This window comes from Rathayibacter sp. VKM Ac-2762 (genome assembly GCF_009866585.1).
GTDB lineage: Bacteria > Actinomycetota > Actinomycetes > Actinomycetales > Microbacteriaceae > Rathayibacter.
The window spans coordinates 2,309,860-2,335,286 of the sequence record NZ_CP047419.1 but is presented as its reverse complement, the minus strand read 5'-3'; the positions used below and the strand labels follow the sequence as shown (position 1 = coordinate 2,335,286).

The window sequence follows — 25,427 nt, the reverse complement described above, 5'->3', positions numbered from 1 at the left end:
AGCGACGGCTCGGCGCCGACGCCCCGACGGATGCGCCGACCCCGCCGGCCGACGCGCCGACGCCGCCGGCGACGGCTCGATGCCCACGCCTCCCGCGGACGCTCCGACCCCGCCCGCCGCCCCGACCGACGGCTCGGCGCCGACCCCTCCGACCGACGCGCCGACGCCCCCGGCCGACGGCTCGATGCCCACGCCCCCGGCCGACGGCTCGATGCCCACGCCTCCGGCCGCCGCTGACGGCACGGCACCGACCCCGCCGGCTCCGGGCGAGTGCGGCCCCGCCGGACACCCCGCCCCGCCGGCCCCCGCTGACGGCTCCGGCCCTGCCGCGCCCGTCGCCCCGCAGGCGCCCTCCGAGAGCACCTCTCCCGACACCGAGGACGCCCCCACCGGGAGCTGACACCGGAAGCTGACACCCGACCACTCGCCCCACCCGCCCCGCTCGCGGCGGGGACGCCGACGGCCCGGAGGACACTGTCCCCCGGGCCGTCGGCGTCCGTCAGCGCGCGTCGCGGCGGCGGCGCGTGACTCCGAGCGCGAGCGCTCCACCGGCGAGCAGGGCGAGAGCCGCCGCGGCGGTCCAGCCCGTCTCGACGCCGGTGCTCGCGAGTCCCGAGCCGGTCCGCGGAGGAACGGCGCCGGCCGGAGCAGGAGCCGGCGTGCGGGTCGGCTCGGCCGAGGGGTGCGCGGTCGGCGCCGTGGTCGGCTCAGTCGTCGGCGCGACCGTGGGCTGCGCGGTCGGCGCCGTTGTCGGCTCGACAGTCGGCCCCGGCGTCGGCACCGTCCCAGCCCCGAACACGGACTTCGCGGAGCCGAGCGATGCGAGCACAGTCTCGCCGTTCGCGTCGTCCACGCCGTCGTTGTCGGTCACCGCGAACACCTCGCCGGAGCCGGTGATCCCGAGGCCCTCGAGCTTCTCCTGGGTCCAGCCGTTCCCGGCCTGCAGCGCGGGCAGCACGTCGACCGCGAGGGTCTTCTCGAGCATCGGCAGCGTCTCGCCGACCGCCGCGCCGGCCTCCATCGGCAGCGGCACCGTGTACACGGCCTTCAGCGCGGCGTCCGGCCCGTTGAGCTTGTCGCGCTCGATCACCGCGAGCGTGCCCGCGGGGGTCAGCGTGATCTCCGAGAGCCCGTTCCAGTCACCGTCCGCCCCGGACACGGCCTCCAGCGGGTAGCCGAAGAAGCTCCAGCTGTCGGCGGCGACGTCGTAGCGCCCGATCCGGACCACTCCGTCGGCGTCGATCGAGGCCTCGCGCTGCAGCGCCGTCCAGACGATCTCACCGGCGGCACTGTCCTCGACGGTCACTCCCTCGAAGCCCTGCTTGCCCAGCGCGGAGGCGAGCTCCGCGGGCAGGGCGATCCGCTCGGTCACCGCGGCGTCCGCGTCGAGTCGCAGGAGTGCGTTGCCGTCGCCTGTCCCGCCCTCCGTCACGGCCCAGAAGCCGCCGTCGACGCGGGCGGCGATCCCCTCCAGATCCAGAGCGGCGGGCTCGCCGCCCTCCGTCACCGTGAGGGTCGTGTCGAGCAGCGCCGGCGAGACGGAGGTGTCGATCGAGTGGAGGGTGCTCGGCGCGTAGGCGCTGTCGCTCACCGCGTACAGGCGGTCGGGCGCCGCCGGGTCGGTCGAGAGGCCCGAGAGCGCACCCCAGGGCAGCGGCGATCCGTCGACGTCGGCCGACAGCACGGTCGGGAACGCGGGGGCGGAGGCGCCGAGCGCGTAGAGCTGCACGCTCGCGCGGACGGCGGCCTCGGCGTCGTCGGTCTCGCTCGAGACGACCAGCAGGTCGCGCTCGGGCAGGGCGAGCAGCCCCTCCGGGCCGGGCGTCGACGGCAGCGCCTGCACGAAGCGCGGCGCGGTCGGCTCCGACACGTCGTAGACGGCCACGAAGTTCGCCCGCTCGGCGCCGACGAACACGTAGGGGACGCCGTCGAAGGTGGCCGAGAGCAGGCCCTCGGGCTCGGAGCCCTTCGCGTCGGAGCGCTTGTCCGGGTAGAGCCCGAGGCGCACCGCGAGGTGGTCGAACGAGTTCCCGGCGTCCCACTGCACGGCCCCGGTCGCGGCGTCGAGGATCGACCAGCCGCGCGTGCCGCCCTTCCAGTCGCCCTCGTTCGCGATCGCGACGTGGTCGTCGCCGACCCAGCCGATCGCGTCGGGCTCGCGCGGGACGTCGGTGATCGAGCCGGTCAGCGAGATCGAGTCGTCGTCGAGCGTGTCGATGCCGCTGACGGAGGCGGTGCCCGCGGTGTACGAGGCGGTGACGGAGCGGGTGGCCAGGTCGACGATCGCGACGGCGTTGTTCTCCTGCAGCGTCACGGCGACGGCCGTGTCGGCCGGGTTGATCGAGACGTACTCGGGCTCCGGGTCCGACGGGGTGTCGAGGCCGGCGAGACCGGTGAGGTCGACGTGCTCCGGCACCCAGGCGGAGGGGTCGCCCGCGAGGTCCATCACCACGAGCTCCCCGGCGGGCGCCTGCGGGAGGTCGCCCTCCTCGCCGCCCTCGGGGGCGAGGTCCTCGTCGCGCTGGTTCTCGATCGCGATGACCGCGGTCGAGCCGTCGGTGGTGACGTCGATGGAGTCGGGCTGGCCGCCGAGCTCGATGCTCGCGACGGGCGCGAGGTCGTCGGCGTGCAGCACGCTGACGTGGCCGGAGGGGTTCGCGAAGTCGCCGTCGCTCGTGTCGACCACCGCGAGCACGTACTCGCCGGTCGCGTAGACCGACGTCGGCTCGCCGCCCACGCCGACGCCGCCGCGCGGCTCGGGGGCGTCGGGGTCCGAGATGTCGAGGACATTGATGCGCTGCCCGGCGGAGTCCGTCGAGTAGACCAGGCGGCCGTCGGGCGACGCGCTCGAGATCTCGGCGACGGCGGAGTCGGCGGACGGGTCGGCCGCGTTGAGGTAGGCCGGCACCGTGGCGATGCGGGTGAAGAAGGAGTCGCCCGCGGCGGAGGCGGGCAGGGCCGCGGCTCCGAGGGTGCAGCCGGCGAGGGTGACGGTGAGGGCGAGGGCGGCGGTGCGGGTGCGGGTGCGGGTGTGACGAGAGGACACGGGTCTCCTGAGCGGCTTCGAAGGAACCCGCCCACGCTGGCCGCCCCCGGTGAACGCCCCGCCGCCCGCAGGTGTCCGCCCGGCGAACGCGCGGTGGCGGAGCCGCGACCGGCGGGGGTCTCGAGACGCCGGCACGGACGCCTCGAGATCCGCCAGGCGGCGTGGTCAGCGCGCGAGGCCCTCCGCGGCCGAGCCCCAGGAGCCGAGGGCCGCGCGGACGCGCTCGTCGCGCGCGAGCGTCAGCGCCTCCGCGTACCCCTCCTCCAGCACGTCGTCGAGCCGCACCCGCGCACCCGTCTCGGAGGAGCGGACCGCCGCCTCCACCATCGCGAGGCTCCGCACGTTCGAGTGCACCTCGCCCGAGGGCACCGCCCCCGAGCCCAGCACCCGCACGAACTCCGCGAGCGAGCCCGCGATCTCCTCGGGCACGAGCTCGAGCGTGGCGGTCCGCACCGCCTCCGACTCGCGCGACTGCCACTCCGGAGCGCCGTCGCCGTCCCAGTGCGCGGTGCCGCCGGCCCCGTTCACGCGCCAGTCGCCGTTCCACGAGGTCTCGAGGCCGTCGGCGCACCAGCTGCCGGTGTAGCTGAAGCGCACTCCGCCGGCGAACTCGAACACGGCGCTCGCCGCGGCTCCGTCGGCGTACCAGCTCCAGCCCGGGTTGTACTCCTCGCAGTAGACCGCGACCGGGTCGCTGTCGAGCAGGTACCGCGCCGCGTCGAAGGCGTGGATCGCCATGTCGACCAGGAGCACGTGGTCCATCTCGTCGCGGAAGCCGCCGAAGCGGGGCGCCTTCGCGAAGTGCACGGAGGCGGTGCCCAGCTGCCCGAGCCCGGCGATCTGCTCGCGGAAGGCGGTGATCGCCGCGTAGTAGCGGCGCGACTGGCTGGTCATCAGGAGCCGGCCCGAGGCCTCTGCCGTCGCCGCGAGCACCAGCGCCTCGGCGATGGTCGGCGCGATCGGCTTCTCGGAGAGCACGGGCAGCCCGGCGAACAGCGCCTCCGAGCTGACGGGCAGGTGCGCCCGCGGCACGGTCACGTTGACCACGGCGTCGGCGCCGGAGCGCGCGGCGACCTCGGCGACGGAGGTGCCGACCGCGACCGGGCCGACCCCCTCCTCCTCCGCGGCAGCCGTGGCGAGGTCGACGTCGAGGTCGACGAGGCCGACGAGCTCGGCGTCCGGGGAGTCGCGGATGGTGCGGATCCAGGCGCGGCCCATCGCGCCGGCGCCGACCTGGACGAGGCGGACCGTCATCGGACGAGCGCTCCCTCGTAGTCCTGGCCGTTGTGGAAGTCCTCGGTCTCGTAGCGCTGCAGCACCGGGAGGCGGCGCTCGGGGCGCGAGGAGCGCACCCACTCGACGCCGTTCGCGATCACGCGGCGCACCTCGGCCTGGTGGTAGACGGGGTAGTCCTGGTCGCCGGGGGAGAAGAAGAAGATGCGCCCGTGGCCGCGCTTCCAGGTCATGCCGGAGCGGAAGACCTCGCCGCCCGTGAAGGTCGAGAGGAACACGAGCTCGTCGGGCGCCGGCACGTCGAAGAACTCGCCGTACATCTCCTGCTGCGGGATCAGGAAGGGGTGCGGGATCCCCTGGGCGATGGGGTGCGTGGGGTCGACGGTCCAGACCAGCTCGCGGTCCTGCTCCGAGCGCCAGCGCAGCGTGCAGGTGGTGCCCATGAGCTTGCCGAAGATCTTCGACCAGTGGCCGGAGTGCAGGACGACGAGGCCCATGCCCGAGAGGACGTGGCGCTGGACGCGCTCGACGATCTCGTCGGAGACGTCGCCGTGGGCCATGTGGCCCCACCAGACGAGCACGTCGGTGGCGTCGAGGACGTCCTCGGTGAGGCCGTGCTCGGGCTCGTCGAGCGTGGTGGTGGAGACGGTGGCGCGCTCGCCGAGGTTCTCGCGGATGCCGTCGGCGATCGTGCTGTGCATGCCGTCGGGGTAGATCGCGCGGACCTTCTCCTCGATCTGCTCATGGCGGTTCTCGCCCCAGACGAGGACGCGGACGGGGGAGGAGGGTGTGGTCACGGTGTTCCTTCTTCGACGGTGGAGACGGTGCGGCAGTGGGCGGCCCGACACGGGGTTAACCGCTTTACCGGCCGCGTCTCCTAGGATGCGGGAGACGTCCGCCCCGCGTCAACCACGGCCGGGCGGCGCGAGCGGAGGAGGCGCGGTGGCCACGATGAGGGACGTCGCGCGCCTCGCGGAGGTCTCGATCGCGACGGTCTCGTTCGTGGTCAACGACACCAAGCCCGTCTCGCCCGAGACCCGCGAGCGGGTGCGGGCGGCGATGCACGAGCTCGGCTTCCGGCCGCACGCCCTGGCCCGCGCCCTCGCGCGGCGCCGCTCGGGGATCGTCGCGGTCGTCTATCCGCTCGTGTCGAGCCGGCCGCTCAACACCGCCACCTCGTTCCTGCTCGGAGCCGCCGAGGCCGCGGCGGAGCAGGACCACTCGATCGTTCTGTGGCCGACGGTCGGCGGCTCCGACCGCCTCGCCGACCTGCGCGCCGACGGCCTGATCGACGGCGTCGTGCTGATGCAGGTCACCAGCGAGGACGAGCGCGTGCCGGTCCTGCGGGACTCCGGCACGCCCTTCGCCCTCATCGGGCGCACCCGCGACCCGTCCGCCCTCGACTGGGTCGACATCGACTTCGAGGGGATGGTCGAGGAGGCGCTCGGCCGGCTCGCCGGCCTGGGGCACGCGCGGGTGGCGCTCGTGCTCGGCCCGGACCGCGACGCCGCGGCCGACTTCGGCCCCTACGCACGCACCCAGGAGGCGTTCGCGCTCGCCTGCGCGGCCCGCGGCGTCGAGGGCGTGCTGCTGCGCTGCGAGGAGTCGCCCGCCGGTGGCCGCACCCTCGCCCGCTCGTTCGACCCCGCCTCCGCGACCGCCGTGGTGATCGTCAACGGGGGCGCCGCCGTCGGGTTCGCGCACGAGGTGCGGCACCGCGGGCTGCGCGTGCCCGAGGACCTCTCGATCGTCCTGCTCGCCTCCGACCCCGACGTCGCCGACCTGGCCGACCCGGCACTCGACCTGCTCGTCGCGCCCGGCCGCGAGCTCGGCCGCCGCGGAGTGGAGGCGCTGCTCGCCCGCCTCGCCGACCCGGCGGCGCCGCTCCTCCAGGAGCGCATCGGCGGCCCGTGGCGCCCCGGCGGCTCGGTCGCCCCTCCGCGCTGACGGCCGGCGCCCCGGGAAGCCCCGGGAGCGCGCGCTACGGCACGATCGAGTCGATGTAGCCGCCGTCGACGCGCACGGCGGCGCCCGTGGTGGCCGAGGCGAGCGGGGAGGCGAGGTACGCCACCATGTGGGCGATCTCCTCCGGCTCGATGAGGCGCTTCAGCAGCGACTGCGGCCGGTGCAGGCGCATGAACTCGCGCTGCGCCTCCTCCCACGGGAACTCGCGGTCGACCAGCTCGTAGACGAAGTCCTCGACGCCGCCCGTGTGGGTCGGCCCGGCGAGCACGCTGTTCACCGTCACCCCGGTGCCGGCGGCGGCCTTGGCGAAGCCGCGCGAGACGCCCAGCAGCGCGGTCTTCGACACTCCGTAGTGGATCATCTCGGCGGGCGTGACGACGGCGGAGTCGCTGCCGATGTAGAGGACGCGGCCCCACTCGCGCTCCATCATCCCGGGGAGGTAGGCGCGGGTCAGGCGCACGCCGGTGAGCACGTTGACCTCGAAGTAGCGGCGCCACTCGTCGTCGTCGATGGAGAGCGCATCGGCGGAGCCGAAGATCCCGAGGTTGTTGACGAGCACGTCCACGTCGGCGGCCGCGCGCAGGAGGGAGGCCGTGCCCTTCTCCGTCGACACATCGGCCGCGACTCCGCGCACCCGCGCCTCCGGCACCGCCGCGCCGACGGCCTCGATCGCCCGGCGGATCGACCGCTCGGAGCGGGCGTTCACGATCACCTCGGCGCCCGCCTCCGCGAGCGTCGTCGCGATGGCCAGCCCGATGCCCTGCCCCGACCCCGTGACGAGGGCCGTGCGCCCGGTGAGATCCAACCCGATCATGCTGCTCCGCTCCGCGCCGCCGCCCGCCGGCCGCGCTCGGGGTCGAGCATGCCACCGAGCCCTGACATCCGGCCCACTCCCGGCTGAGGACGCCCGCGGGTCGCCGCGGCGTCGCTCGGAACGGCGGAGACCGTTGCCAACCGGACACTCGTGCGTTACGGTCTAACCAATCGGCAATACGTATTACCCGCGGGTAGTAGGCCGATGACCCAGACTGTCGACGAGGACGAGGCGGACGCGTGACCCCGATGCAAGCAGATGTCGCCGTGATCGGCGGCGGCCTCGGAGGAGTGGCGGCGGCGATCGCCCTCGCCCGCAACGGCCTCTCGGTCGTGCTGACCGAGCAGTACTCGTGGCTGGGCGGCCAGCTCACCTCGCAGGGCGTCCCGCCGGACGAGCACACCTGGGTCGAGCAGTTCGGCGTCACCGCCGACTACCGGCGCCTCCGGGACGGCATCCGCGGCTACTACCGCCGCAACTACCCCCTCACCGCCGAGGCGATGCGCGACGACCGCCTGAACCCCGGCCGCGGACTCGTGAGCCGGCTCTGCGCCGAGCCCCGCGTCGCCGTCGCCGTGCTCGACGAGATGCTCGCCCCCTACCGCTCGAGCGGAGCGATCCGCGTCGTCACCGGCGTCGTCCCCTTCGCCGTCGACGGCGGCCCGGGCCGGATCGAGCGCGTCCTGCTGCGCGACGCGGTCTCGGGCGAGGAGCTCGCCGTCTCCGGACGGTACGTGGTCGACGCGACCGAGACGGGGGAGCTGCTCCCCCTCGCGGAGGTCGACTACGTCACGGGGTCCGAGTCGCGCGACGAGCACGGCGAGCCCAGCGCTCCCGCCGTCGCCGACCCGATGAACGTGCAGGCCGTCACCTGGTGCTTCGGCTTCGACAGCGCGGACGGCGACCACACCATCGAGCGCCCGGCCGACTACGACTACTGGCACGAGTACGAGGTGCCCTTCTGGGGCGGGAAGCTCCTCTCCTTCACCGCGCCGAACCCGCGGACGCTGCGCCCCGAGACCCGCACGATGCACGTGAACGCCGTGGGCGACACCCGCACCGCGGACCAGCGCGCGCAGGGCGGGGACACCGACCTCTGGATGTTCCGCCGGATCCTCGCGACCGAGACCCTCCGACCGGGCGCGCTCGACAGCGACATCGTGCTCGCGAACTGGCCGATGCTCGACTACCTCGACAGCTCGATCCTCGACGTGCCGGAGCCGGAGAAGCACCTCGCCGGCGCCCGCGCGCTCTCGCTGTCGTACTTCTACTGGCTCCAGACCGAGGCGCCCCGGCCCGACGGCGGCCGCGGCTGGCCCGGGCTCCGGCTCCGCGGCGACGTGATGGGCACCGCCGACGGCCTCGCGCAGGCCCCCTACATCCGCGAGTCCCGCCGGATCCGCGCGCTCACCACCGTGCGCGAGCAGGACGTCTCCGTCGCCGCCCGCGGGACGGGGAGCCCCGCGCGCTTCGACGACTCCGTCGGCGTGGGCATGTACCGGATCGACCTGCACCCGACCACCGGAGGCGACAACTACCTCGACGTGGAGTGCTCGCCGTTCGAGATCCCGCTCGGCGCCCTCGTGCCGCGCACCCCGACGAACCTGCTGCCCGGGGGCAAGAACATCGGGACGACGCACATCACCAACGGCGCGTACCGCCTCCACCCCGTGGAGTGGAACATCGGCGAGGCCGTCGGCGAGCTGGCGGCCCTCGCCCTCGCCGAGGACCTGTCGCCCCACGAGATCGCCGCCGACCCCGCCCTCGTCGCCCGCCTGCAGGCGAGGCTCGAGTCGCGCGGCGTAGAGACCCACTGGCCCGACGTCGTCGGGTACTGACCGGGAACACCGAGAAGACCATTGGAGAAAGAGAGACGATGAGACCAGCGAAGAAGCTGATGGCCTCGCTCGCCGCAGTCGGAGTGATCGCCGCCCTCTCGGGCTGCGGCGCCGCCGGCGGCGGGGACGACTCAGCACCCGTCGCTCTGAGGATGTCCGTCTGGACCTCCGACGAGAAGCAGCTCGCCCTGTTCGACTCGATGGCCGACGAGTACATCGCCGACCACCCCGAGATCGAGTCCGTGACCTTCGAGTCCCTCCCGTTCGCGGACTACAACTCGACCCTGACCACGCAGGCCGCGGGCGGCAACGCCCCCGACCTCGCCTGGGTGGGCGACATCGCGAAGGACCTGATCGACGCCGGAGCGCTCGCTCCGCTGACCGAGACCTTCGAGGGGACCGAGGGCTACGAGTACGACGACATCCTGCCCAGCGTGGCGCAGTCGTTCAGCCAGGACGGCGAGCTCTACGCGTACCCGTTCTCCAACTCGCCGTTCGCGCTGTACGTGAACCAGGACCTCATCGCGCAGGCCGGGCAGACCGTCGACCCCGCGACGCTCAGCTGGGAGGACGTCGACCGCATCGGCGCGGCCGTCAACGAGTCGACCGGCAAGGCCGGCTACATCATCCGCGACTTCGACTTCTCGGGCTGGCTGAGCCTCGCGAACCTCTGGGCGGGCTGGGGAGCCCAGCCGTGGAGCGACGACGGGACCCAGTGCACGATGGACTCGCCCGAGATGGTGGAGGCGTTCCAGTTCTTCCACGACTCGGTCTACGTCAGCGGCGCGACCCCCGGACCCGGCGTGACGGCGGACTTCTTCGCCGGCGACGCCGCGTTCACGACCGCGCAGGTCTCGCGCGCGAGCCTGCTCGACGGCTCGTTCCCGTTCGAGATCTACCCGCTGCCCGTCGGCCCGGCCGGCGAGTACGGCAACATCGGCCAGGCCGGCATGGCCGCGCTCGCAGGCGGCGACCACGTGGAGGAGGCGACCGGCTTCCTCTCGTTCATGACCAACCCGGAGAACTCCGCCAAGCTCGCGCAGTTCTTCCCGCCGCCCCGCGAGTCGCTGCTGTCCGGTGAGGAGCTGGCGAAGGTCAACACGCGCCTCAGCGCCGAGCAGCTCGACCGCGTCGTGGTCGACGAGCTCGCCGACGTGTCCGCCACCCCTCCGGTGACGAGCCCCGCCGAGATCACCTCGGTCGGCAAGACGGCGCTGGACCGCATGTGGTCGGCCGACGCCGACGTCGCCGAGGTGCTCGGAGGCGTCTGCGACGCCATCGCGCCCGTCCTCCAGGGGAAGTGATCCCGTGACCGCGACCTCGACGGACAGCCGCCGATCCGCTCCCGCCGGCGCCTACTGGAACCTCCGGCGCCGCGACGCGCTCGCCGGCTGGCTCTTCATCGCGCCCCAGCTGCTCGGTGTGATCGTGTTCGTGCTGCTGCCCGTCGGGCTCGCGGTCTGGTTCAGCCTCAACGAGTGGAACGTCTTCACCGGCTCCATGACCTTCGTGGGCGGCGAGAACTACGAGCGGGCGATCAACGACCCGAGCATCGGCGCGGTGCTCGGCACGACCGCGGTCTTCTCCGGGGGAGTGGTCGTCCTGAACCTCGCCCTCGGGCTGGGCCTGGCCGTGCTGCTCAACCGGAGGATCCCGGGCGGCGCCCTGTTCCGCACGCTCTTCTTCTCGCCCGTCGTCATCTCGGTGGTCGCCTGGACCCTCGTCTGGGGCTTCCTCCTCCAGGACAACGGCGCGATCAACGGCCTGCTCTCGCTGGTCGGCCTCGACGGGCCGAACTGGCTCCAGGAGGGACCCACCGCGATGGCGAGCGTCATCGTCACGCAGGTCATCCGCAGCGTCGGCGTCAACATGGTGCTCTTCCTCGCCGCACTGCAGGGAGTGCCGGGCGACCTCTACGAGGCGGCCCGCCTGGACGGCGCGAGCCCCCGCGCGATCTTCTTCCGGATCACGCTCCCGCTCATCTCGCCCACCCTGCTCCTCACCGCCATCCTCACGATCGTCGGCTCGCTGCAGGCGTTCGCGCAGGTCGCCGTCCTGACCGAGGGCGGGCCGGAGCTGTCGACGACAGTGCTCGTCTACTACGTGTTCCAACAGGCCTTCGAGTTCAGCGACATCGGCTACGGCGCGACGCTCTCGCTGATGCTGCTCCTCTTCGTCCTGATCCTCACGGTCGTGCAGTGGCAGCTGCGCAAGAAATGGGTCTTCTATGAGAACTGACGCCGTCGTCGAGCAGGGGACCCCGCTCACGCCACGCCTCGAAGCCGTCCCGGAGCCGCCCGTCAAGCGCCGCCGCGGCCGCAGCCCGCTCATGACCGCCCTGCTCGTCGTGACGCTGATCCTGCTCGTGCTGCCGTTCGCGGTGCCGACGTTCTGGATGATCGCCTCGTCGTTCAAGCCGGTGAACGAGATCTTCTCGAACCCGCCGACCCTGCTGCCGGACTCGCCGAGCCTGGCGGGATACGCCGAGGCGTTCCGGTTCCAGCCGTTCGCGCTCCAGTACTGGAACAGCCTCTACATCGCGGTCACGGTCACCGTGGTCACGCTGCTGGTGTCGAGCCTGGCCGGCTACGCCTTCGCCCGGATCCCGTTCCCAGGCCGCAACGCGGTGTTCCTCGTCATCCTGACCGGCCTGCTGGTGCCGACGGAGGTGACGATCATCCCGCTGTTCCAGATCTTCCGGCAGCTCGGCTTCATCGACACCCACGTGCCGCTGCTGCTGGTGCCGATGGTCGGAGCGCCGGCGGTGCTGGGCACGTTCATCATGCGGCAGTACTTCATCGCGATGCCCGGCGAGCTCGAGGAGGCCGCGCGCCTGGACGGCCTCGGCCGCTTCGGGATCTGGCGGCGCATCTTCCTGCCGCTGTCCAAGCCCGCACTGTCGGCCGTCGCGATCCTGACCTTCCTCGGGTCCTGGAACATGTACCTCGAGCCGACGGTCTACCTGACCTCACCCGAGCTCTTCACCCTGCCCCAGGCGCTCACCCGCTTCACCGACGCCTACGGCGGGGAGATGTGGGACGTGCAGCTCGCCGCGGCGACGATGACGGTCGTGCCCGTGCTGGCCGTGTTCCTCCTCGCTCAGCGGCAGTTCGTGGAAGGGCTCGCGCACTCCGGTCTGAAAGGCTGACCCGGTGTTCACGGATCGCCCCCTCGCCGCCCTCCGCGAGTTCCGTGCGGAGGTCGCGGAGCCCGACGACTTCGACGCCTTCTGGCGGGCCACCCTCGCGCTCGGGCGGGAGGGCGGCCCCGGCGTCAGCGCCGCGCCGGTCGACGCGGGCCTCCCGCTGGTGCGGGTGCGGGACGTGCGGTTCCCCGGCTTCGCGGGCGAGCCGATCGCCGCCTGGCTGGTGACCCCCGCGGTCGACCCGGGCGCCCCGCTCCCCGTGGTGATCGAGTACCCCGGGTACGGCAGCGGACGGGGCCGTCCGATCGAGCACCTCTGGATCGCCGCCGCCGGGTACGCGCACCTGGTCGTCGACGCGCGAGGCCAGGGAGCCGGCCGCCTCGCCCGCTCCGGAGCCACCCCCGACCCCCACGGCAGCGGACCCGCGTACCCCGGGGTCACGACCCGCGGCATCGAGTCGCCCGAGACGTACTACTACCGGCGCCTGATCGCGGACGCGGCGCTCGCCGTCGACGCGGTGGAGGCGCTCCCCGGGCTGGACCCGGACCGCGTGTCGGTCTTCGGCGGCAGCCAGGGCGGAGCGCTCGCGACCGCCGCGGCGGCGCTGCGCCCCCGGGTGCGCGCCGCGATCGCCCTCGTGCCCTTCCTCTCCGACGTCCTGCGCGCGACGACCGTCACCAACGAGGCGCCCTACGTGGAGGTCGCCCGCTACCTGGCGACCCGCCCCGAGGACCTCGACGCCGTCGAGCGGACCCTCTCCTACGTCGACGGCGTCCACTTCTCGCGGCGCCTGCGCTGCCGGGTGCACCGCTCGGTCGGCCTGATGGACCCGATCTGCCCGCCCTCGACGGTCTTCGCCTCCCACAACGTCTCCGGCGGCGAGACGTCGATCGACGTGTGGCCGTACAGCGGGCACGAGGGCGGCGGGGTCGGCGACCGCGAGCGGGCGCTGGAGGTGCTGCGAGAGGTCCTCGGGTGACCGCGCGGGCGTGACGCCGCGTCTCAGGACGCCGGCGCCTCCTCCATCCCGAGCCGCATCGCCAGGTCCATGGCGCGCAGGCGGGCCGGCGAGACGTCGTAGGGCAGGCTCCGGATGATCTCGCCAGCGCTCCGGGCGCGGGAGCCCTGCGCGGGATCGGGGGCCGGCGCGGGGTCCTCGGGCGGGTGCGCCTCGTCCCACGCGTCGAAGATCGCCTCGTCCTCCTCGAGCTGACCGGACTCCTCGACGACGCGCATCAGCCGGGCCTCGAAGGCGTGCCGCTCCCGCGCCACCTGCTCCACCCGGGGGTCGTCCTCGGCGACCGTGTCGTCGAGGGCCTCCTCGGCGGCGTCGACGCGGTCGGCCTCCGCCCGCAGCGCCGGATCGGCGGCGAGGACGACGAAGCGGCCGGCCTGGGACACGGCGCCCAGCGGGCCGAACATCCGCTCGGTGACCAGCAGGGTGTCGAGGTCGGCCTGGCGCAGCGAGCCCTCGGGTGCGCCCTCGAGGCGGCGCGAGACGATGTCGTCGAGCAGCCCCAGCCGGCCGCCGAGGGTCCGCATGCGCCGGACCGAGGCCCGCTTCCGCTGCAGCTCCTCCTCCTGCGCGGCGAGCGCGTCGTCCAGCCGCGCGAGGACACCCGCGACCTCGTCCTCGCGGTCGGCGCTGTCCTCGGCGCCGGCCGGGGCTGCGACGGCGAAGGCGTCCCGGACGTCCTCGAGTGCGACCCCGGCGTCGGCCAGGCGGCGGATCCAGAGCAGCCGGATGATGTCGTCGTAGCCGTAGCGCCGACGGCCGTCTCCGCCCCGCTCGCGCTCGGGGAGCAGGCCGAGCCGGTGGTAGTGGCGGATCGCCCGCGGAGTGACGCCGACGAACGCGGCGGCGTCGCCGATCTGCACCTGGCGGGGCGGGGCGGGGAACGACTGCATGGGGGACCTTTCCGATCGGGACGGTGTGCATCGAGCAGACCACATGACGCAGGGGCAGGAGCAAGCCGGCCGGCACGGGTCCGAGACCCGGACCGGCGATCCGGGGGAGTCACAGCGGGGCGTCCTGTCCGGTCAGGACTGATGACTGGACAGGAAGAAGGTCATCCCGTGAAGCACATCCTCATCGTCGGCGGCGGATACGCCGGTTTCTACACGGCCTGGAAGCTGGAGAAGAAGCTGCGCCGTGGCGTGGCGCAGGTCACCATCGTCGATCCGCGCCCCTACATGACGTACCAGCCGTTCCTGCCGGAGGTGGCGGCGGGATCGGTCGAGCCGCGCCACGTCGCCGTCTCCCTGCGCAGCCACCTCCGCCGCACGCGGGTGGTGGCCGGGTCGGTCACCGGGATCGAGCACGCGCAGCGGCGCGTCACCGTCCTGCCGGAAGCGGGCGAGCCGTTCGTCCTCGGCTACGACGTCATCGTCGTCACGGCCGGCGCCGTCACTCGGACGTTCCCCGTCCCCGGGCTCTCGACCGAGGCCATCGGCATGAAGAACGTCGAGGAGGCGGTGGCCATCCGGGACCGCCTTCTGACGGCGTTCGATCGCGCATCGATGCTGCCCCGGGGGCCGGAGCGCGCGCGCCTGCTCACCGTCACTTTCGTCGGGGGCGGATTCTCCGGCGTCGAGGGCTTCGGCGAGACGCTCGCCCTCGCCACGGCACTGCTGAAGTCGTACCCCGAGCTGTCGGAGTCCGACCTGTCCTTCCACCTCGTCGAGGCGATGGGACGGATCCTCCCGGAGGTCACCGACGAGCCGGGCGCCTGGGTCGTGCGGCACCTCGAACGGCGCGGGGGCCGCGTGCACCTGAACACGCAGATGCTCTCCGCCGAGGGCGGTCACGTGGTGCTGTCCTCGGGGGAGGAGTTCGACTCGGACCTGATCGTCTGGACCGCGGGCAACGCGTCGAATCCGGTGGTCGCGAAGCACACGGACCTGCCGGTCGACGGGCGCGGATTCATCCGGGTCCGGGCGGACCTCCGAGTGGAGGACCAGGGGCGCATCGTCCCTGATGCGTGGGCCGCCGGCGACGACGCGTACGTGCCCGACCTCGCCTCCGAGGTCCCCGGCAGCCGGACCGTGCCCAACGCGCAGCACGCGGTCCGGCAGGGGAAGCGGATGGCCGCGAACCTCGTGGCCGTGCTCCGAGGCGAGGAGCCCCGCGACTACGTGCACCACAGCCTGGGCGTCGTCGCGACCCTGGGCCTCGGGAAGGGCGTCTTCCAGTACAGAGGCCTGGTGATCACGGGCGTCGTCGCCTGGATGATGCACCGCGGCTACCACGCCCTCGCGGTTCCCACCTGGGAGCGGACGATCCGCGTCCTCCTGGTCTGGGCGGGCGCTGCTCTGACCGGCCGGGACATCGTCTCCCTCGCCTCGACCACTCAGCCGCGGCACGCCTTCGTGACCGGCGGTGAGCCGGATGCCCGTTGAGCGCCGCCCCGGCCGCGGGGTGAGGAGCGGCGTCGGGCGTCTGCGGCGGAGCCCGGCGGGCCGTCTCCTCGACGGTGCGCTCGTCACGGCGCGGCGCCGACGCGTCCCGCTGCACTGGACGAGCGTCTGGGGAGTCGTCACCGCCGCCTCCGCAAGCGTCTTCATCGCGTCGGGCGTCTTCCTGATGGTCGTGTTCGTGCCGTCCAGCGACCCGACCGTGTACGACGGCGCGTATGCACCGATGCGGGGTCGGGAGATGTCCGAGGCGTACGCGTCCACGCTGCGCATCGTCTTCGACATCCCCGGCGGGCTCCTCGTGCGGCAGGCGCACCACTGGTCGATGCAGCTGCTTCCCGCGTCGATCGTCCTGCAGCTGCTCACGACCTTCTTCACGGGCGGCTTCCGCCGGCCCCGGCGGACCGGATGGGTGCTCCTGCTCCTCCTCTTCGTGGTCGCCCTGGTCGGCGGCTGGAGCGGATACGGCCTGCCCGACGACATGCTCTCCGGCACCGGTCTGCAGATCGTGCAGGGCATTACCCTCGCCCTCCCCGTGATCGGCGCGTGGGCCAGCGGCCTCCTGTTCGGGGGCGCCTTCCCGGGCGTGATCATCGAGCACCTCGCCGTCATCCACTTCCTCGTCGTCCCGCCGCTGCTGATCCTCCTGCTGGCACTCCGCGCCGCGCTCGCGTGGCGGCGGCAGCCGGCGCAGTTCCCCGCTCCGGGACGCACGGAGGAGAACGTCGTCGGTGTGCCGCTCCTCCCGACCGCGGTGCTCCGGCTCGGCGGCCTGTTCCTCCTGGTGACCGGCGTCCTCCTGCTCGTCTCGGCGACGGTGACGGTGAGCCCGGTGTGGCTCTACGGCCCCTCCGATCCGGGGAACGCGTCCGCCGGATCCCAGCCGGACTGGTACACGGGGTTCCTCGACGGAGCACTGCGCCTGGTGCCGTCGGGATGGGAGTTCGTCTGGCTCGGCCGCACCTGGACCCTGTACGTCCTCGTGCCTCTCGCCGTGGTCGGCCTCTTCCTGGTCGCGGTGCTCGCCTACCCCTTCCTCGAGGAGTGGACGAGCGGAGACCACCGCGAGCACCACCTGCTCCAGCGCCCTCGGGACACTCCGACACGCACCGGCATCGGCGCCGCAGGGACGACCTTCTCCGCCGTGCTCTGGGGCGCCGGAAGCGCTGACGTCATGGCGCACCGGTTCCAGCTGGCGTTCGAGCAGATCATCCTGCTCGAGCAGGCGGCCCTTCTCATCGGACCCGCCGCCGCCTTCGCCCTGACCCGCTCGGTCTGCTCCGCTCTGCAGCGTTCGGACAGAGACCTGCTGCTCCACGGCCGCGAGACCGGCCGGATCGTCCGGCTCCCCGGCGGAGAGTTCATCGACGTCCACGAGCCCGCGAGCGCGGATGAGCGGTGGCGCATCCTCGCCGCCGAGCAGCACGACGACCGCCTCGCCCCCGAGCACTACTCTTCCTGAGCCGCCGGTCGGCCCTCCGTCCTGCATTCCGAGGACCGGTGTCACAGATCGGCACGTCATCCGGTCACAGTGGTGAGGGATCCCGCTCTCGACCGGGGAAGGAGCGCAATCGGTGGACGATCAGTCGGATGTGGACAGGGTGGTGGCGTCCTTCATGGGTGCGCGGCCGAGAATGTTCGGGATCGCCTACCGCATGCTGGGCAGCGTCTCCCAGGCCGAGGACGTCCTGCAGGAGGTGTGGATCCGATGGCAGGGGACCGACACCGACGCGATCCGGGAGCCCGTCGCCTTCCTGACCACGGCGACCACGCGCATCGCCATCAACGTGCTGCAGTCGGCCCGGCATCGCCGGGAGACCTACATCGGCCCCTGGCTCCCCGAGCCGGTGGACACCTCCAGCGACCCCGCTCTCGGAGCGGAACGGGGGGAGGCGCTCGAGATGGCGGTGCTCCTGCTGCTCGAGAAGCTCACCCCCACCGAGCGCGCCGCCTACGTCCTCCGCGAGGCGTTCGACTACCCCTACGACCGCATCGCCGACATCGTCCGCATCTCCCCGGCCGGCGCGCGTCAGCTGGTGAGCCGAGCGCGGAAGCATCTGGGAGAGGAGCGCAGCAGGTCCGTCCCGGATCAGCAGCGACGGCGGCTGCTCGACGCCTTCGTCTCGGCCGCCCGCCGCGGAGACATGGACGCGCTCGAGCAGCTGTTCGACGAGGACATCGTCAGCGTCTCCGACGGCGGCGGCGTCGTCAGGGCGTCGCGCATCCCCGTCGCCGGCCGAGGACGGGTCGCCGCGTTCGTCCGCGCGTTCGCGCCCCGGTTCTGGACGGACGTCGCCGTCCATCCGGTGGACGTCAACGGAGAGAGCGCCGTCGCGCTCACCAGGGCGGGGGAGGGTCGTCCGTTCGCCGTCGTCACCATCGTCACCTCCGACACCGGGATCTCCCGCCTGCTGTGGCTCATGAACCCCCACAAGCTGACGGGGATGCCGGACCAGGTGGCGGGGTGACCGGCGCCGGTGCACTCCGGCGCCTCGCCCTGGGCCTGCGAACGGGGGCGGAGAGCACGATCCGCTCCTCGCTGGCGTCCACCGTCGCACTGACCGTCGACTCCGGAACCCGCGCCCCGTGGCCTCAGCACCTGGTCACGGGAAGGCGGCCCGTCGCGGTGGTCCTCACGCGGCTCACGGGACACGGCTCCACCGTCGAGCCGTCGCGCGTCAACAACGGGCCCGGCGTGGTGCTGCGGCACGACGGCCGCGTCGTGGCCGTCGTCGTCGCCCGCACGGCGCGGTGCCGCATCGCCGAGCTGTGGGTCGTCACGAATCCCGACAAGCTCTCCGGCTGGAAGCCGACGCGGAGCGCGTGAGCGTCGACTCGTCACAGATCCCCGTCATGGCCGGTCACTCCTGTCGAACGGCCGCAGCCTCCCGGCTCCCAGGCCACCTCTCGGAAGGAACACCATGAGAATCGTCATCGTCGGAGGATCCGGACTCATCGGCAGGAGACTGGTCGAGCTGCTGCGCGGAGCAGGGCACGACGTCCTCGCCGCGTCCCCCTCGACCGGCGTCGACACGGTGACGGGTGCCGGTGTCCGCGAGGCCTTCGCCGGCGCGGACGTCGTCGTGGACATCCCCAATTCGCCGTCCTTCGCCGACGGGCCGGTCATGGAGTTCTTCCGGACCTCGACCCTCACCATCGCCGAGGAGGCCGAGCGCGCCGGCATCGGACACCACGTGGTGCTCTCCATCGTCGGCGCCGACCGCATGCCCGACATCGGCTACATGCGCGCCAAGGTCGCTCAGGAGGACATCGTCAAGGAGAGCGGCACCCCGTACACGATCGTCCGCGCCACCCAGTTCTTCGAGTTCATCGCCGGAATCGCGGAGGGGACCGCGGACGACACCGTCGTCCGCCTGTCCCCGGTGCTCATGCAGCCGATCGCAGCATCGGACGTCTCGGAGGTCCTCGCGGAGGTCGCGACCAGGGCGCCCGCCGACGCGACCTGGGAGCTGGCCGGACCCGAGGCCCTCCCGATCGTCGAGCTCGGCCGCCGCGTGCTCGCGAAGGCCGGCGACACCCGCGAGATCGTGGAGGACCCGGCGGTCGGCTACTACGGCGGGAACGTCGACGACCGGTCCCTGACGCCGGGCCACGACCCCGCCCTCGCTCACCGGCTGGCAGAGACGACCCTCGAGGAGTGGCTGGTGCGATGACCCGGGAACGGCAGTGCTGATGCGGACGGGAACGGCCGCGCGTCCGCGGAGCGGGGGATGGAGCGCGACCCGGGTGGGCCTCGCACTCATCGGTCTCGGAGCGGGGATCGGGCGGTCCACCGACCGCAGAGCGGTCTCGGCGCTGCGTGCCGCGATCGACGACGGCGACCCGAGCGGGATCGGCCGCCTGCTGAGCCCCTCGGTCAGCGTCGTCGTCGATCCCGGCCGGCCCGACCGGCAGGGTGCTCGCGTCGTGAGCGGTGTCGTCGACGCCGTCCGGGTGCTGCTCCACGGCACGACGCCGACGGCCGGCCGAGTGCTCACGCTGCGCGACGTGAACGGCCGACCCGGACTGGTCCTCCTGCGCGGGGACGATGCGGAGGCGGTCATCGGCGTCGACGTCGAGGACGGAGCGGTCTCGGTCCTCTGGGTGCGTCTCCACCCCGACTATCGGCGCCACGGCAACACCACGTAGCCGGTCGCGGAGGGGCTGCCTTCCGCGACCGGCCTCGTCCCCTCGCGCTCAGCGCGCCAGGCGCACCGTCGCGATCTCGAACGGGCGCAGCTCGAGCCGCACGTCGGCCGACTCCGCCTCGACGGAGCTCTCGATGCGGACCTGCTCGGTCTGGCGCTCCATCAGGTCGGTGCGGGTGGCCGCCCGGACGGCGAAGGCGGCGCGGAGGGTCGCTGCGGCGCGGCGGCCGAGCGACTCGTAGAGCCGCACGATCACGTCGCCGCTCCCGTCGTCCGCCGCCTTCACGGCCTCGACGATCACCGAGGGGTCGTCGACCGACACCAGGGGAGCGACGGGCGCGGCGCCGGTGAGCCTGCGTACCGGGGTGTTCAGCGCGTAGCCGGCCTCGACGGCGTCGGGCAGATCGGCGCCGACCACGAGCGAGACGGCGAGGCGGTGGCGGCCCTGGTCGGCGTCCGGGTCGGGGAACAGCGGCGCGCGCAGGAGCGAGAGCCGGACCGTGGTCGTCGGGGTGCCGGCCGCGGCGCGGTCGCGGGTGATGTCGTGCCCGTAGGTGGAGTCGTTGACGACCGCGACGCCGAAGCCCGGCTCGCCGACGTGCACCCAGCGGTGCGCGACGGTCTCGAAGCGGGCGGCGTCCCACGTCGTGTTCACGTGGGTCGGGCGGTGCACGTGGCCGAACTGGATCTCGGACGTCGCCCGGTCCGAGAGCAGGTCGAGCGGGAAGGCGAGCTTGAGCAGCTTGCGGCGCTCGTGCCAGTCGATGTCGAGGTCGAGGTCGACGGCCGCCCGGCCGATCTGCAGCGAGACGGTCTGCGCGACCGTGGAGCCGCCGAACGAGCGGGTGATCACGACCGCCGGGACCTCGCGGCCGAGCGGGTCGCTCACGGTGCCGGCGCGGACCGAGTCGACGCCGACGAGGTCCTCCACCGTGCGGCGGTAGTTGTCGTCGAGGTCCCAGGCGTCCCACTTGTTCGGGGTGTCGCGGTGGAGCTGGAGGAGGCCCGCGGCGGCGCCGGCGGGCACGACCTCCCGGCCGCTCGCGAGGTCCACGACCGACTCGAGGAGCCCGGAGGCGCCGATCCGCACCCGGACGAGCCCGTTGTCGAGGACGTGGGCGTCGCCGTCGGAGCGGAGCGTCGGGGCCGAGTGCTCCGCGGCGGGGTCGGCCGCGGCCGCGCCGAGCGCCGGCACGCCCCCGACGGCGAAGGGGGAGGAGTTCACCAGCAGCTCCGCGGAGCCCTCGCCGGCGAGGGCCCGGACGGTCTCGGCGATCATCTCCTCGATCCGCTGCGCGATGCGGGCGTAGTTCTCCTCCGCCTCGCGGTGCACCCAGGCGATGGAGGTGCCGGGCAGGATGTCGTGGAACTGCTGCAGGAGGACCGTCCGCCACATCTCGCGCAGCTCGTCGGCCGGGTACGGGACCCCGGCGCGGACGAGGGCCGTGGTCGCCCACAGCTCGATCTCGCGGAGCAGGTGCTCGCTGCGGCGGTTGCCCTGCTTGGTGCGCGCCTGCGACGTGTAGGTGCCGCGGTGGAACTCGAGGTAGAGCTCGCCCGACCAGGTGGGCGCGTCCGGGTACTCGGCCTGCGCCTCCTCGAAGAAGCGGCGGGGCGTGGACAGCTCGACGGTCGGCGAGCCCTCGAGGCTGCGCGTGCGGCGGGCGGCCGCGATCATCTCGCGGTTGGGGCCTCCTCCGCCGTCGCCGTAGCCGAAGGGCACGAGCGACATGGTGCCGCTGCCCTTCTCGGCGTACTGGCGCTCGGCGCGGGCGAGGTCCTCGCCGGAGAGGTCGGAGTTGTAGAGGTCGACGGGCGGGAAGTGCGTGAACACGCGGGTGCCGTCGATGCCCTCCCACCAGAAGGTGTGGTGGGGCATCGTGTTGGTCTCGTTCCACGAGATCTTCTGCGTGAGGAACCAGCGCCCGCCCGCTCCTGCGATGATCTGCGGCAGCGCGGCGGAGTAGCCGAAGGAGTCCGGGAGCCAGACCTCCTCGGTGTCGATCCCGAACTCGTCGAGGAAGAAGCGCTTGCCCTCGAGCAGCTGGCGCACGAGCGCCTCGCCGCCGGGCATGTTCGTGTCCGACTCGACCCACATCCCGCCGACCGGCACGAAGCGGCCCGCGAGCACGTGGCCGCGGACGCGCTCGAACAGCTCCGGGTGGTCGCGCTTCAGCCACGCGTACTGCTGCGCGGAGGAGGCGGCGAAGACGAAGCCCTCCTCGCGCTCGATCAGGTCGCAGACGTTGGAGAAGGTGCGGGCCACCTTGCGGGCGGTCTCGCGGGCGGGCCAGAGCCAGGCGGAGTCGATGTGGGCGTGGCCGACGGCGTGAAGGTGGTGCGCGCTGGCCGAGGCGGGGCGCTCGAGGACGGTCCGCAGCGCCTCCCGGCCGGCGGCGGCGGTGCCGGACACGTCGTCCGGATCGAGGACGTCGACGGCGCGGTCGAGGGCGCGCACGATCTCGGCGCGGCGCTGGGAGGACTCGGGCAGCTGCCCGATCAGCCCGACGAGCACGGCCATGTCCTGCTCCAGCTCCCAGACCTCCCGGTCGAGCAGTCCGAGCTCGAGACGGCGGAGGCGGTAGAGCGGGTCGGACGGCAGGGCGCCGTCGGCGGGGCGGCCGCCGAGCGCCGTGGGGGTGAAGGACCAGTCGCCGGTGATGTTCGGGTTGGCGGCGGCCTCGATGTAGAGCTCGACCGTGCGGTCGCCCGCCTCGCGGCCGGGCAGCCGGTCGAGCGGGACCGACTGGTTGAACGGCTCGACGGCCTTCACGACCGTGCCGGTCGCGGTGAAGACGAGCCCCTCCGCCTCGAAGCCGGACTGGGCGCCGGTGTAGCCGAGGTCGACGACGAGCTCGGGCTCGCAGCCGTCGACGCCGACCCAGGAGGCGGGGATCTCGCCGCGCACGTGGAACCACACGGTGCCCCAGGGGGCGCCCCACGGCTCCCCGATGCGGGCGGGCGCGTAGGACGCGGCCCGCGCCTGGTCGAAGGGGACCGGCTCGCCCGGAGCGGTCCACGACTCGATCCCGAGCGGCTCGACCGCCCGGTGGATCGCCGGCCGGAGGCTCTCGGCGCGGAAGCGGGCGATGCGGGCTTCGATGCGGGTGCTGTCGTCATGCATGCGTTCTGGTGCTCGTTCCGTGTGCGGTGGGGGAGGGCGGCGGCGCGGAGGGCGCCGCCGCCCGGGGTCAGGAGGCGATGACGACGCGGTGCCCGTCGGGGAAGACGGCCACCTTCCGCCAGGTGTCGCCGGAGCGCTCCCAGCCCTCGTTGACCTGCCCGGCCGGAGGGGTCGGGATGGTCTCGGGGGCGCGGGCGACCGTGGTGTAGCCGGCCGCGCGCTCCACCCGGCCGCGGCCGAGCTCGAACGAGGTCAGGCGTCCGTCGTCGACGATCAGCGAGCCCTCGTCCACTCCCGCGGCGCCGCGCTCGATGAACGGGTTCACGAGGCGCGTCTGGGAGGAGTCGCTGCCCAGCACGATCGCCTTCTGCTGCGGGAAGCGGCCGAGGCTGAGCCCGTAGAAGCCGCCGAGGACGGTGAGGTTGCGCACCTCGAAGTCCGCTCCGCCGTTCGTCAGGCCGACGCCGAGGCAGTTCGCGCCCGAGGTCGGGAAGAAGTTCGGGTTCACGATCATGTGGCTCGTGCCGGCCTCGATCAGCACCTCCCAGCCGTCGCGGGAGCCCTCCGAGCGGAAGTTGATCAGGGTCAGGCCGGAGTTGACCGAGCGCCGGTTCTCGTTGCGGATCGACCGGAGGCCGACCGTGCCGCCGATGGCCTGGCAGTCGAGCAGCGTCATGTTCGTCGGCGCGAGGAGGAAGCCGCCGAGGCCGGGGCTGATCGCCTCGACGTTGGTCATCGAGCCGCCGATGGAGGCCTTGCCCGAGTCCTCCACGCCCCAGCCGGCGGGGGCGACGATCTTGATCTTGTTCCAGGAGTTGGCGTACGAGTACTCGTCGTCGACGCCCGAGACGAAGGTGGCGCGCTCGCGGAAGATGCCCGACTTGCCGGTCTTCTGGATCCACAGGTTGCGGAACTCGCAGTTGACCAGCGAGCGCAGCGACATCCCGTGGCCGCCGGAGGGCGTGCCCGTCATCTCGAAGTCGGCGAGGACGACGCCGGTGGCCTTGTTGTTGTTGGCGGGGCCGGCCGCGTCGCCGGTCTGGCCGGAGACGGTGAAGATGTCGCGGGTCGAGCCCTCGATCTGGACGATCCTCGTCTGGCGCATGCCGGCGCCGACGATCTTCGGCCCGGCGTAGCCGTAGGGCGGCCCGTTCTCGGGCTGCACCGGGTAGCCGCGGTAGTCGACCGCGAGGCCCGTCACCCGGATCTCGCCGGCGGGCAGCGACACCTCGCCGCCCGGAGCGGTCATCGCCTTGTCGATGGCCGCCTGCACCGCGCGGGTGTTGTCGGCGCCGGCGCGGTCGTCCCAGCGGAACTCCTTGTCGAGCGGCGAGATCGGCCCCTCGGTGACGCTCAGGCGCTTCTTCTGCCCGGGAGCGTCGGCCGGGGGCGCGGCGGCGGCCGGAGTGGCGGCGCCGACGGCCCCTGCCGCACCGGCGAGGGCGGCGGCGCCTCCGGCGAGGAAGAGGCGGCGCGAGTTGTCGGGCCTGCGCTGCGGATCGTGCTCGGGCTGCTGATCGGGCTTGTGCTGCCGATCGGGCCTCGGGGAGGCCGTGGTCTGGTTGTCTGGGTCTGCGGGATTCATCATCGTCGACGTTCCGCCCTCTCTCGCCCCGGATGGGCGTACGGCGATCCTTCGTCATCGGTAGCCTGAGGTCAAGACGTAATACCTATTACCAGGATGAAGCGGGGGTGTCCGGGTGCCGCGGATCACGCAGAAGGACATCGCGCGTCTCGCGGGAGTCAGCCAGACGACGGTGTCGTTCGTGCTCAACGACAAGGGCGAGCAGCTCGCCCGGGTCCCGGAGGCGACGCGGGCGCGGATCCTCAAGGCGATCCAGGAGACGGGGTACGTCGCCGACCCCATCGCGCGCCGCCTCAAGCAGGTCGGCACCGGCATGATCGGCGTCTACACCTACGAGAGCCTGTTCCCGCTCGACCGCGAGGACTTCTTCCACCCGTTCCTCGCCGGCATCGAGGAGGAGGCGCAGAACCGCGACATCGACCTCCTCCTGCTGACCAGCGGTCGCGTCGGCGGCCGTCGCGGCGGCCTCAGCGGCGGCACCACCCGGCTGCGCCTGGCCGACTCCTGCATCCTCCTCGGGCAGCACATGCCCCGTGAGGAGCTCGAGTTCCTCAACGCGAGCGGCTTCTCCTTCGTCAGCGTCGGCCGCCGCGACGACGCCGGCGGGCCCGTGCCCTACGTGGCCGCCGACTACGCGTCGATCGTCCGCGAGCTGATCTCCTGCGCGCGCGCCCTCGGCCACACCCGCTTCGCCTACGCCGGCCACGGCGAGGGTGTCGAGTCGTACACCGACCGCATGGCCGGCGCGCGGGCCGAGCTCGGCGACGGCTTCCTCCACCTCGTGCCGGGGCCGGAGGCGTCGCCGCGGGAGTGGATCCGCCGGATCGCCGCCGAGGGCGTCACGGTCGTCCTCGCCGAGCAGGAGGAGCAGTTCGTCCTCCTGCAGGAGGCCGCCGAGGCCGAGGGGGTGGCGGTGCCGGGCGACCTGTCGCTGGTGTCGCTCTCCGGATCGGCCGACCGCACCGGCTGGCAGGCCGGCTTCGAGCTGCCCCGGCGCGACATGGGGCGCCGCGCCGTGCAGATCCTCATCGAGGGCGACCCCGCGCGACGGGAGCAGCAGCTCCTCCGCTGCACGCTCGTCGACGGCGCCTCCCTGGCCGCGGCCCCGGCCTGAC

20 protein-coding genes are annotated in these 25,427 nt (G+C 73.1%); 13 read left to right on the top strand and 7 right to left on the bottom strand.

The features are described from left to right. Positions 1-499 precede the first annotated feature (499 nt). The 3 genes from GTU71_RS11000 to GTU71_RS10990 all read right to left on the bottom strand — a co-directional run bounded on the left by GTU71_RS11000 (position 500) and on the right by GTU71_RS10990 (position 5,076). A complete protein-coding gene (locus GTU71_RS11000; protein ID WP_159940081.1) occupies positions 500-3,046 on the bottom strand; it encodes an esterase-like activity of phytase family protein in 2,547 nt (848 codons plus the stop codon). A 165-nt stretch (positions 3,047-3,211) separates the two neighbouring features. Then, positions 3,212-4,300, bottom strand: a complete 1,089-nt coding sequence (locus GTU71_RS10995) for a Gfo/Idh/MocA family oxidoreductase (RefSeq protein ID WP_159940079.1) — start codon at positions 4,298-4,300, stop codon at positions 3,212-3,214. Continuing rightward, positions 4,297-5,076, bottom strand: a complete 780-nt coding sequence (locus GTU71_RS10990) for a ThuA domain-containing protein (protein WP_104224317.1) — start codon at positions 5,074-5,076, stop codon at positions 4,297-4,299. The genes GTU71_RS10995 and GTU71_RS10990 overlap by 4 nt, the downstream gene beginning before the upstream one ends. Before the next feature lie 154 nt (positions 5,077-5,230). On the opposite strand from GTU71_RS10990, the gene GTU71_RS10985 reads away from it, so the two are divergent. Beyond that, on the top strand, positions 5,231-6,226 hold the full coding sequence (locus GTU71_RS10985; protein ID WP_244230691.1) for a LacI family DNA-binding transcriptional regulator: 996 nt from the start codon (positions 5,231-5,233) through the stop codon (positions 6,224-6,226). A gap of 34 nt (positions 6,227-6,260) precedes the next feature. Here GTU71_RS10985 and GTU71_RS10980 read toward each other — a convergent pair whose 3' ends face one another. Continuing rightward, on the bottom strand, positions 6,261-7,055 hold the full coding sequence (locus tag GTU71_RS10980; RefSeq protein WP_159941212.1) for an SDR family oxidoreductase: 795 nt from the start codon (positions 7,053-7,055) through the stop codon (positions 6,261-6,263). Positions 7,056-7,306: 251 nt separating this feature from the next. On the opposite strand from GTU71_RS10980, the gene GTU71_RS10975 reads away from it, so the two are divergent. Genes GTU71_RS10975 through GTU71_RS10955 form a run of 5 tightly spaced genes read left to right on the top strand, consistent with a single transcriptional unit; the run spans position 7,307 to position 13,020 of the window. Then, positions 7,307-8,896, top strand: a complete 1,590-nt coding sequence (locus GTU71_RS10975) for an FAD-dependent oxidoreductase (RefSeq protein ID WP_159941210.1) — start codon at positions 7,307-7,309, stop codon at positions 8,894-8,896. Positions 8,897-8,934: 38 nt separating this feature from the next. Then, positions 8,935-10,200: a sugar ABC transporter substrate-binding protein gene (locus GTU71_RS10970; RefSeq protein WP_104224315.1), complete on the top strand. Its 1,266-nt coding sequence runs from the start codon at positions 8,935-8,937 to the stop codon at positions 10,198-10,200. Positions 10,201-10,204: 4 nt separating this feature from the next. Continuing rightward, on the top strand, positions 10,205-11,134 hold the full coding sequence (locus GTU71_RS10965; protein ID WP_104238790.1) for a sugar ABC transporter permease: 930 nt from the start codon (positions 10,205-10,207) through the stop codon (positions 11,132-11,134). After that, on the top strand, positions 11,124-12,044 hold the full coding sequence (locus GTU71_RS10960; RefSeq protein ID WP_244230531.1) for a carbohydrate ABC transporter permease: 921 nt from the start codon (positions 11,124-11,126) through the stop codon (positions 12,042-12,044). Before GTU71_RS10965 ends, GTU71_RS10960 begins: the two co-directional genes overlap by 11 nt. 4 nt (positions 12,045-12,048) lie before the next feature. Continuing rightward, positions 12,049-13,020, top strand: coding sequence for an acetylxylan esterase (locus tag GTU71_RS10955; RefSeq protein WP_104335908.1), 972 nt, complete (start codon positions 12,049-12,051; stop codon positions 13,018-13,020). Between the two features lie 23 nt (positions 13,021-13,043). Here the strand turns inward: GTU71_RS10955 and GTU71_RS10950 are convergent, their stop codons facing one another. After that, entirely contained in the window at positions 13,044-13,949 is a 906-nt protein-coding gene (locus GTU71_RS10950) for a MerR family transcriptional regulator (protein WP_208543582.1), read from the bottom strand. A 168-nt stretch (positions 13,950-14,117) separates the two neighbouring features. Between GTU71_RS10950 and GTU71_RS10945 the strand changes: the two genes are divergently transcribed. From GTU71_RS10945 to GTU71_RS10920, 6 genes are all read left to right on the top strand, one after another. Continuing rightward, entirely contained in the window at positions 14,118-15,440 is a 1,323-nt protein-coding gene (locus GTU71_RS10945; protein ID WP_159940073.1) for an FAD-dependent oxidoreductase, read from the top strand. Then, positions 15,430-16,917, top strand: a complete 1,488-nt coding sequence (locus tag GTU71_RS10940) for a cytochrome b N-terminal domain-containing protein (RefSeq protein WP_159940071.1) — start codon at positions 15,430-15,432, stop codon at positions 16,915-16,917. The genes GTU71_RS10945 and GTU71_RS10940 overlap by 11 nt, the downstream gene beginning before the upstream one ends. A gap of 112 nt (positions 16,918-17,029) precedes the next feature. Then, on the top strand, positions 17,030-17,923 hold the full coding sequence (locus tag GTU71_RS10935) for an RNA polymerase sigma-70 factor (protein WP_244230530.1): 894 nt from the start codon (positions 17,030-17,032) through the stop codon (positions 17,921-17,923). After that, positions 17,920-18,282 carry a hypothetical protein gene (locus tag GTU71_RS10930; protein WP_159940069.1) on the top strand — a complete coding sequence of 121 codons (363 nt, stop codon included), beginning with the start codon at positions 17,920-17,922 and terminating at the stop codon, positions 18,280-18,282. The genes GTU71_RS10935 and GTU71_RS10930 overlap by 4 nt, the downstream gene beginning before the upstream one ends. A 94-nt stretch (positions 18,283-18,376) precedes the next feature. Then, positions 18,377-19,129, top strand: a complete 753-nt coding sequence (locus GTU71_RS10925; RefSeq protein WP_159940067.1) for an SDR family oxidoreductase — start codon at positions 18,377-18,379, stop codon at positions 19,127-19,129. 73 nt (positions 19,130-19,202) lie between these two features. Beyond that, positions 19,203-19,604 (top strand): hypothetical protein, encoded by a 402-nt coding sequence (locus GTU71_RS10920; RefSeq protein ID WP_159940065.1) that lies wholly within the window; start codon positions 19,203-19,205, stop codon positions 19,602-19,604. A 48-nt stretch (positions 19,605-19,652) separates the two neighbouring features. Here the strand turns inward: GTU71_RS10920 and GTU71_RS10915 are convergent, their stop codons facing one another. After that, complete coding sequence (locus GTU71_RS10915) at positions 19,653-22,727, bottom strand: glycoside hydrolase family 38 C-terminal domain-containing protein (RefSeq protein WP_159940063.1); 3,075 nt, start codon at positions 22,725-22,727, stop codon at positions 19,653-19,655. 67 nt (positions 22,728-22,794) lie between these two features. Then, positions 22,795-24,315 (bottom strand): hypothetical protein, encoded by a 1,521-nt coding sequence (locus GTU71_RS10910; RefSeq protein WP_104234018.1) that lies wholly within the window; start codon positions 24,313-24,315, stop codon positions 22,795-22,797. A gap of 112 nt (positions 24,316-24,427) precedes the next feature. Between GTU71_RS10910 and GTU71_RS10905 the strand changes: the two genes are divergently transcribed. After that, on the top strand, positions 24,428-25,426 hold the full coding sequence (locus GTU71_RS10905) for a LacI family DNA-binding transcriptional regulator (RefSeq protein ID WP_104255943.1): 999 nt from the start codon (positions 24,428-24,430) through the stop codon (positions 25,424-25,426). Position 25,427: the final 1 nt, after the last annotated feature.

What these genes read in the sequence shown, in the direction of transcription:
- GTU71_RS10985 (WP_244230691.1), top strand. Translation starts at nt 5,231, where the DNA reads ATGAGGGACGTCGCGCGCCTCGCGGAGGTCTCGATCGCGACGGTCTCG.
- GTU71_RS10925 (WP_159940067.1), top strand. Translation starts at nt 18,377, where the DNA reads ATGAGAATCGTCATCGTCGGAGGATCCGGACTCATCGGCAGGAGACTG.
- GTU71_RS10975 (WP_159941210.1), top strand. Translation starts at nt 7,307, where the DNA reads ATGCAAGCAGATGTCGCCGTGATCGGCGGCGGCCTCGGAGGAGTGGCG.
- GTU71_RS10960 (WP_244230531.1), top strand. Translation starts at nt 11,124, where the DNA reads ATGAGAACTGACGCCGTCGTCGAGCAGGGGACCCCGCTCACGCCACGC.
- GTU71_RS10950 (WP_208543582.1), bottom strand. Translation starts at nt 13,949, where the DNA reads ATGCAGTCGTTCCCCGCCCCGCCCCGCCAGGTGCAGATCGGCGACGCC.
- GTU71_RS10940 (WP_159940071.1), top strand. Translation starts at nt 15,430, where the DNA reads ATGCCCGTTGAGCGCCGCCCCGGCCGCGGGGTGAGGAGCGGCGTCGGG.
- GTU71_RS10910 (WP_104234018.1), bottom strand. Translation starts at nt 24,315, where the DNA reads ATGATGAATCCCGCAGACCCAGACAACCAGACCACGGCCTCCCCGAGG.
- GTU71_RS10970 (WP_104224315.1), top strand. Translation starts at nt 8,935, where the DNA reads ATGAGACCAGCGAAGAAGCTGATGGCCTCGCTCGCCGCAGTCGGAGTG.
- GTU71_RS10915 (WP_159940063.1), bottom strand. Translation starts at nt 22,727, where the DNA reads ATGCATGACGACAGCACCCGCATCGAAGCCCGCATCGCCCGCTTCCGC.
- GTU71_RS10995 (WP_159940079.1), bottom strand. Translation starts at nt 4,300, where the DNA reads ATGACGGTCCGCCTCGTCCAGGTCGGCGCCGGCGCGATGGGCCGCGCC.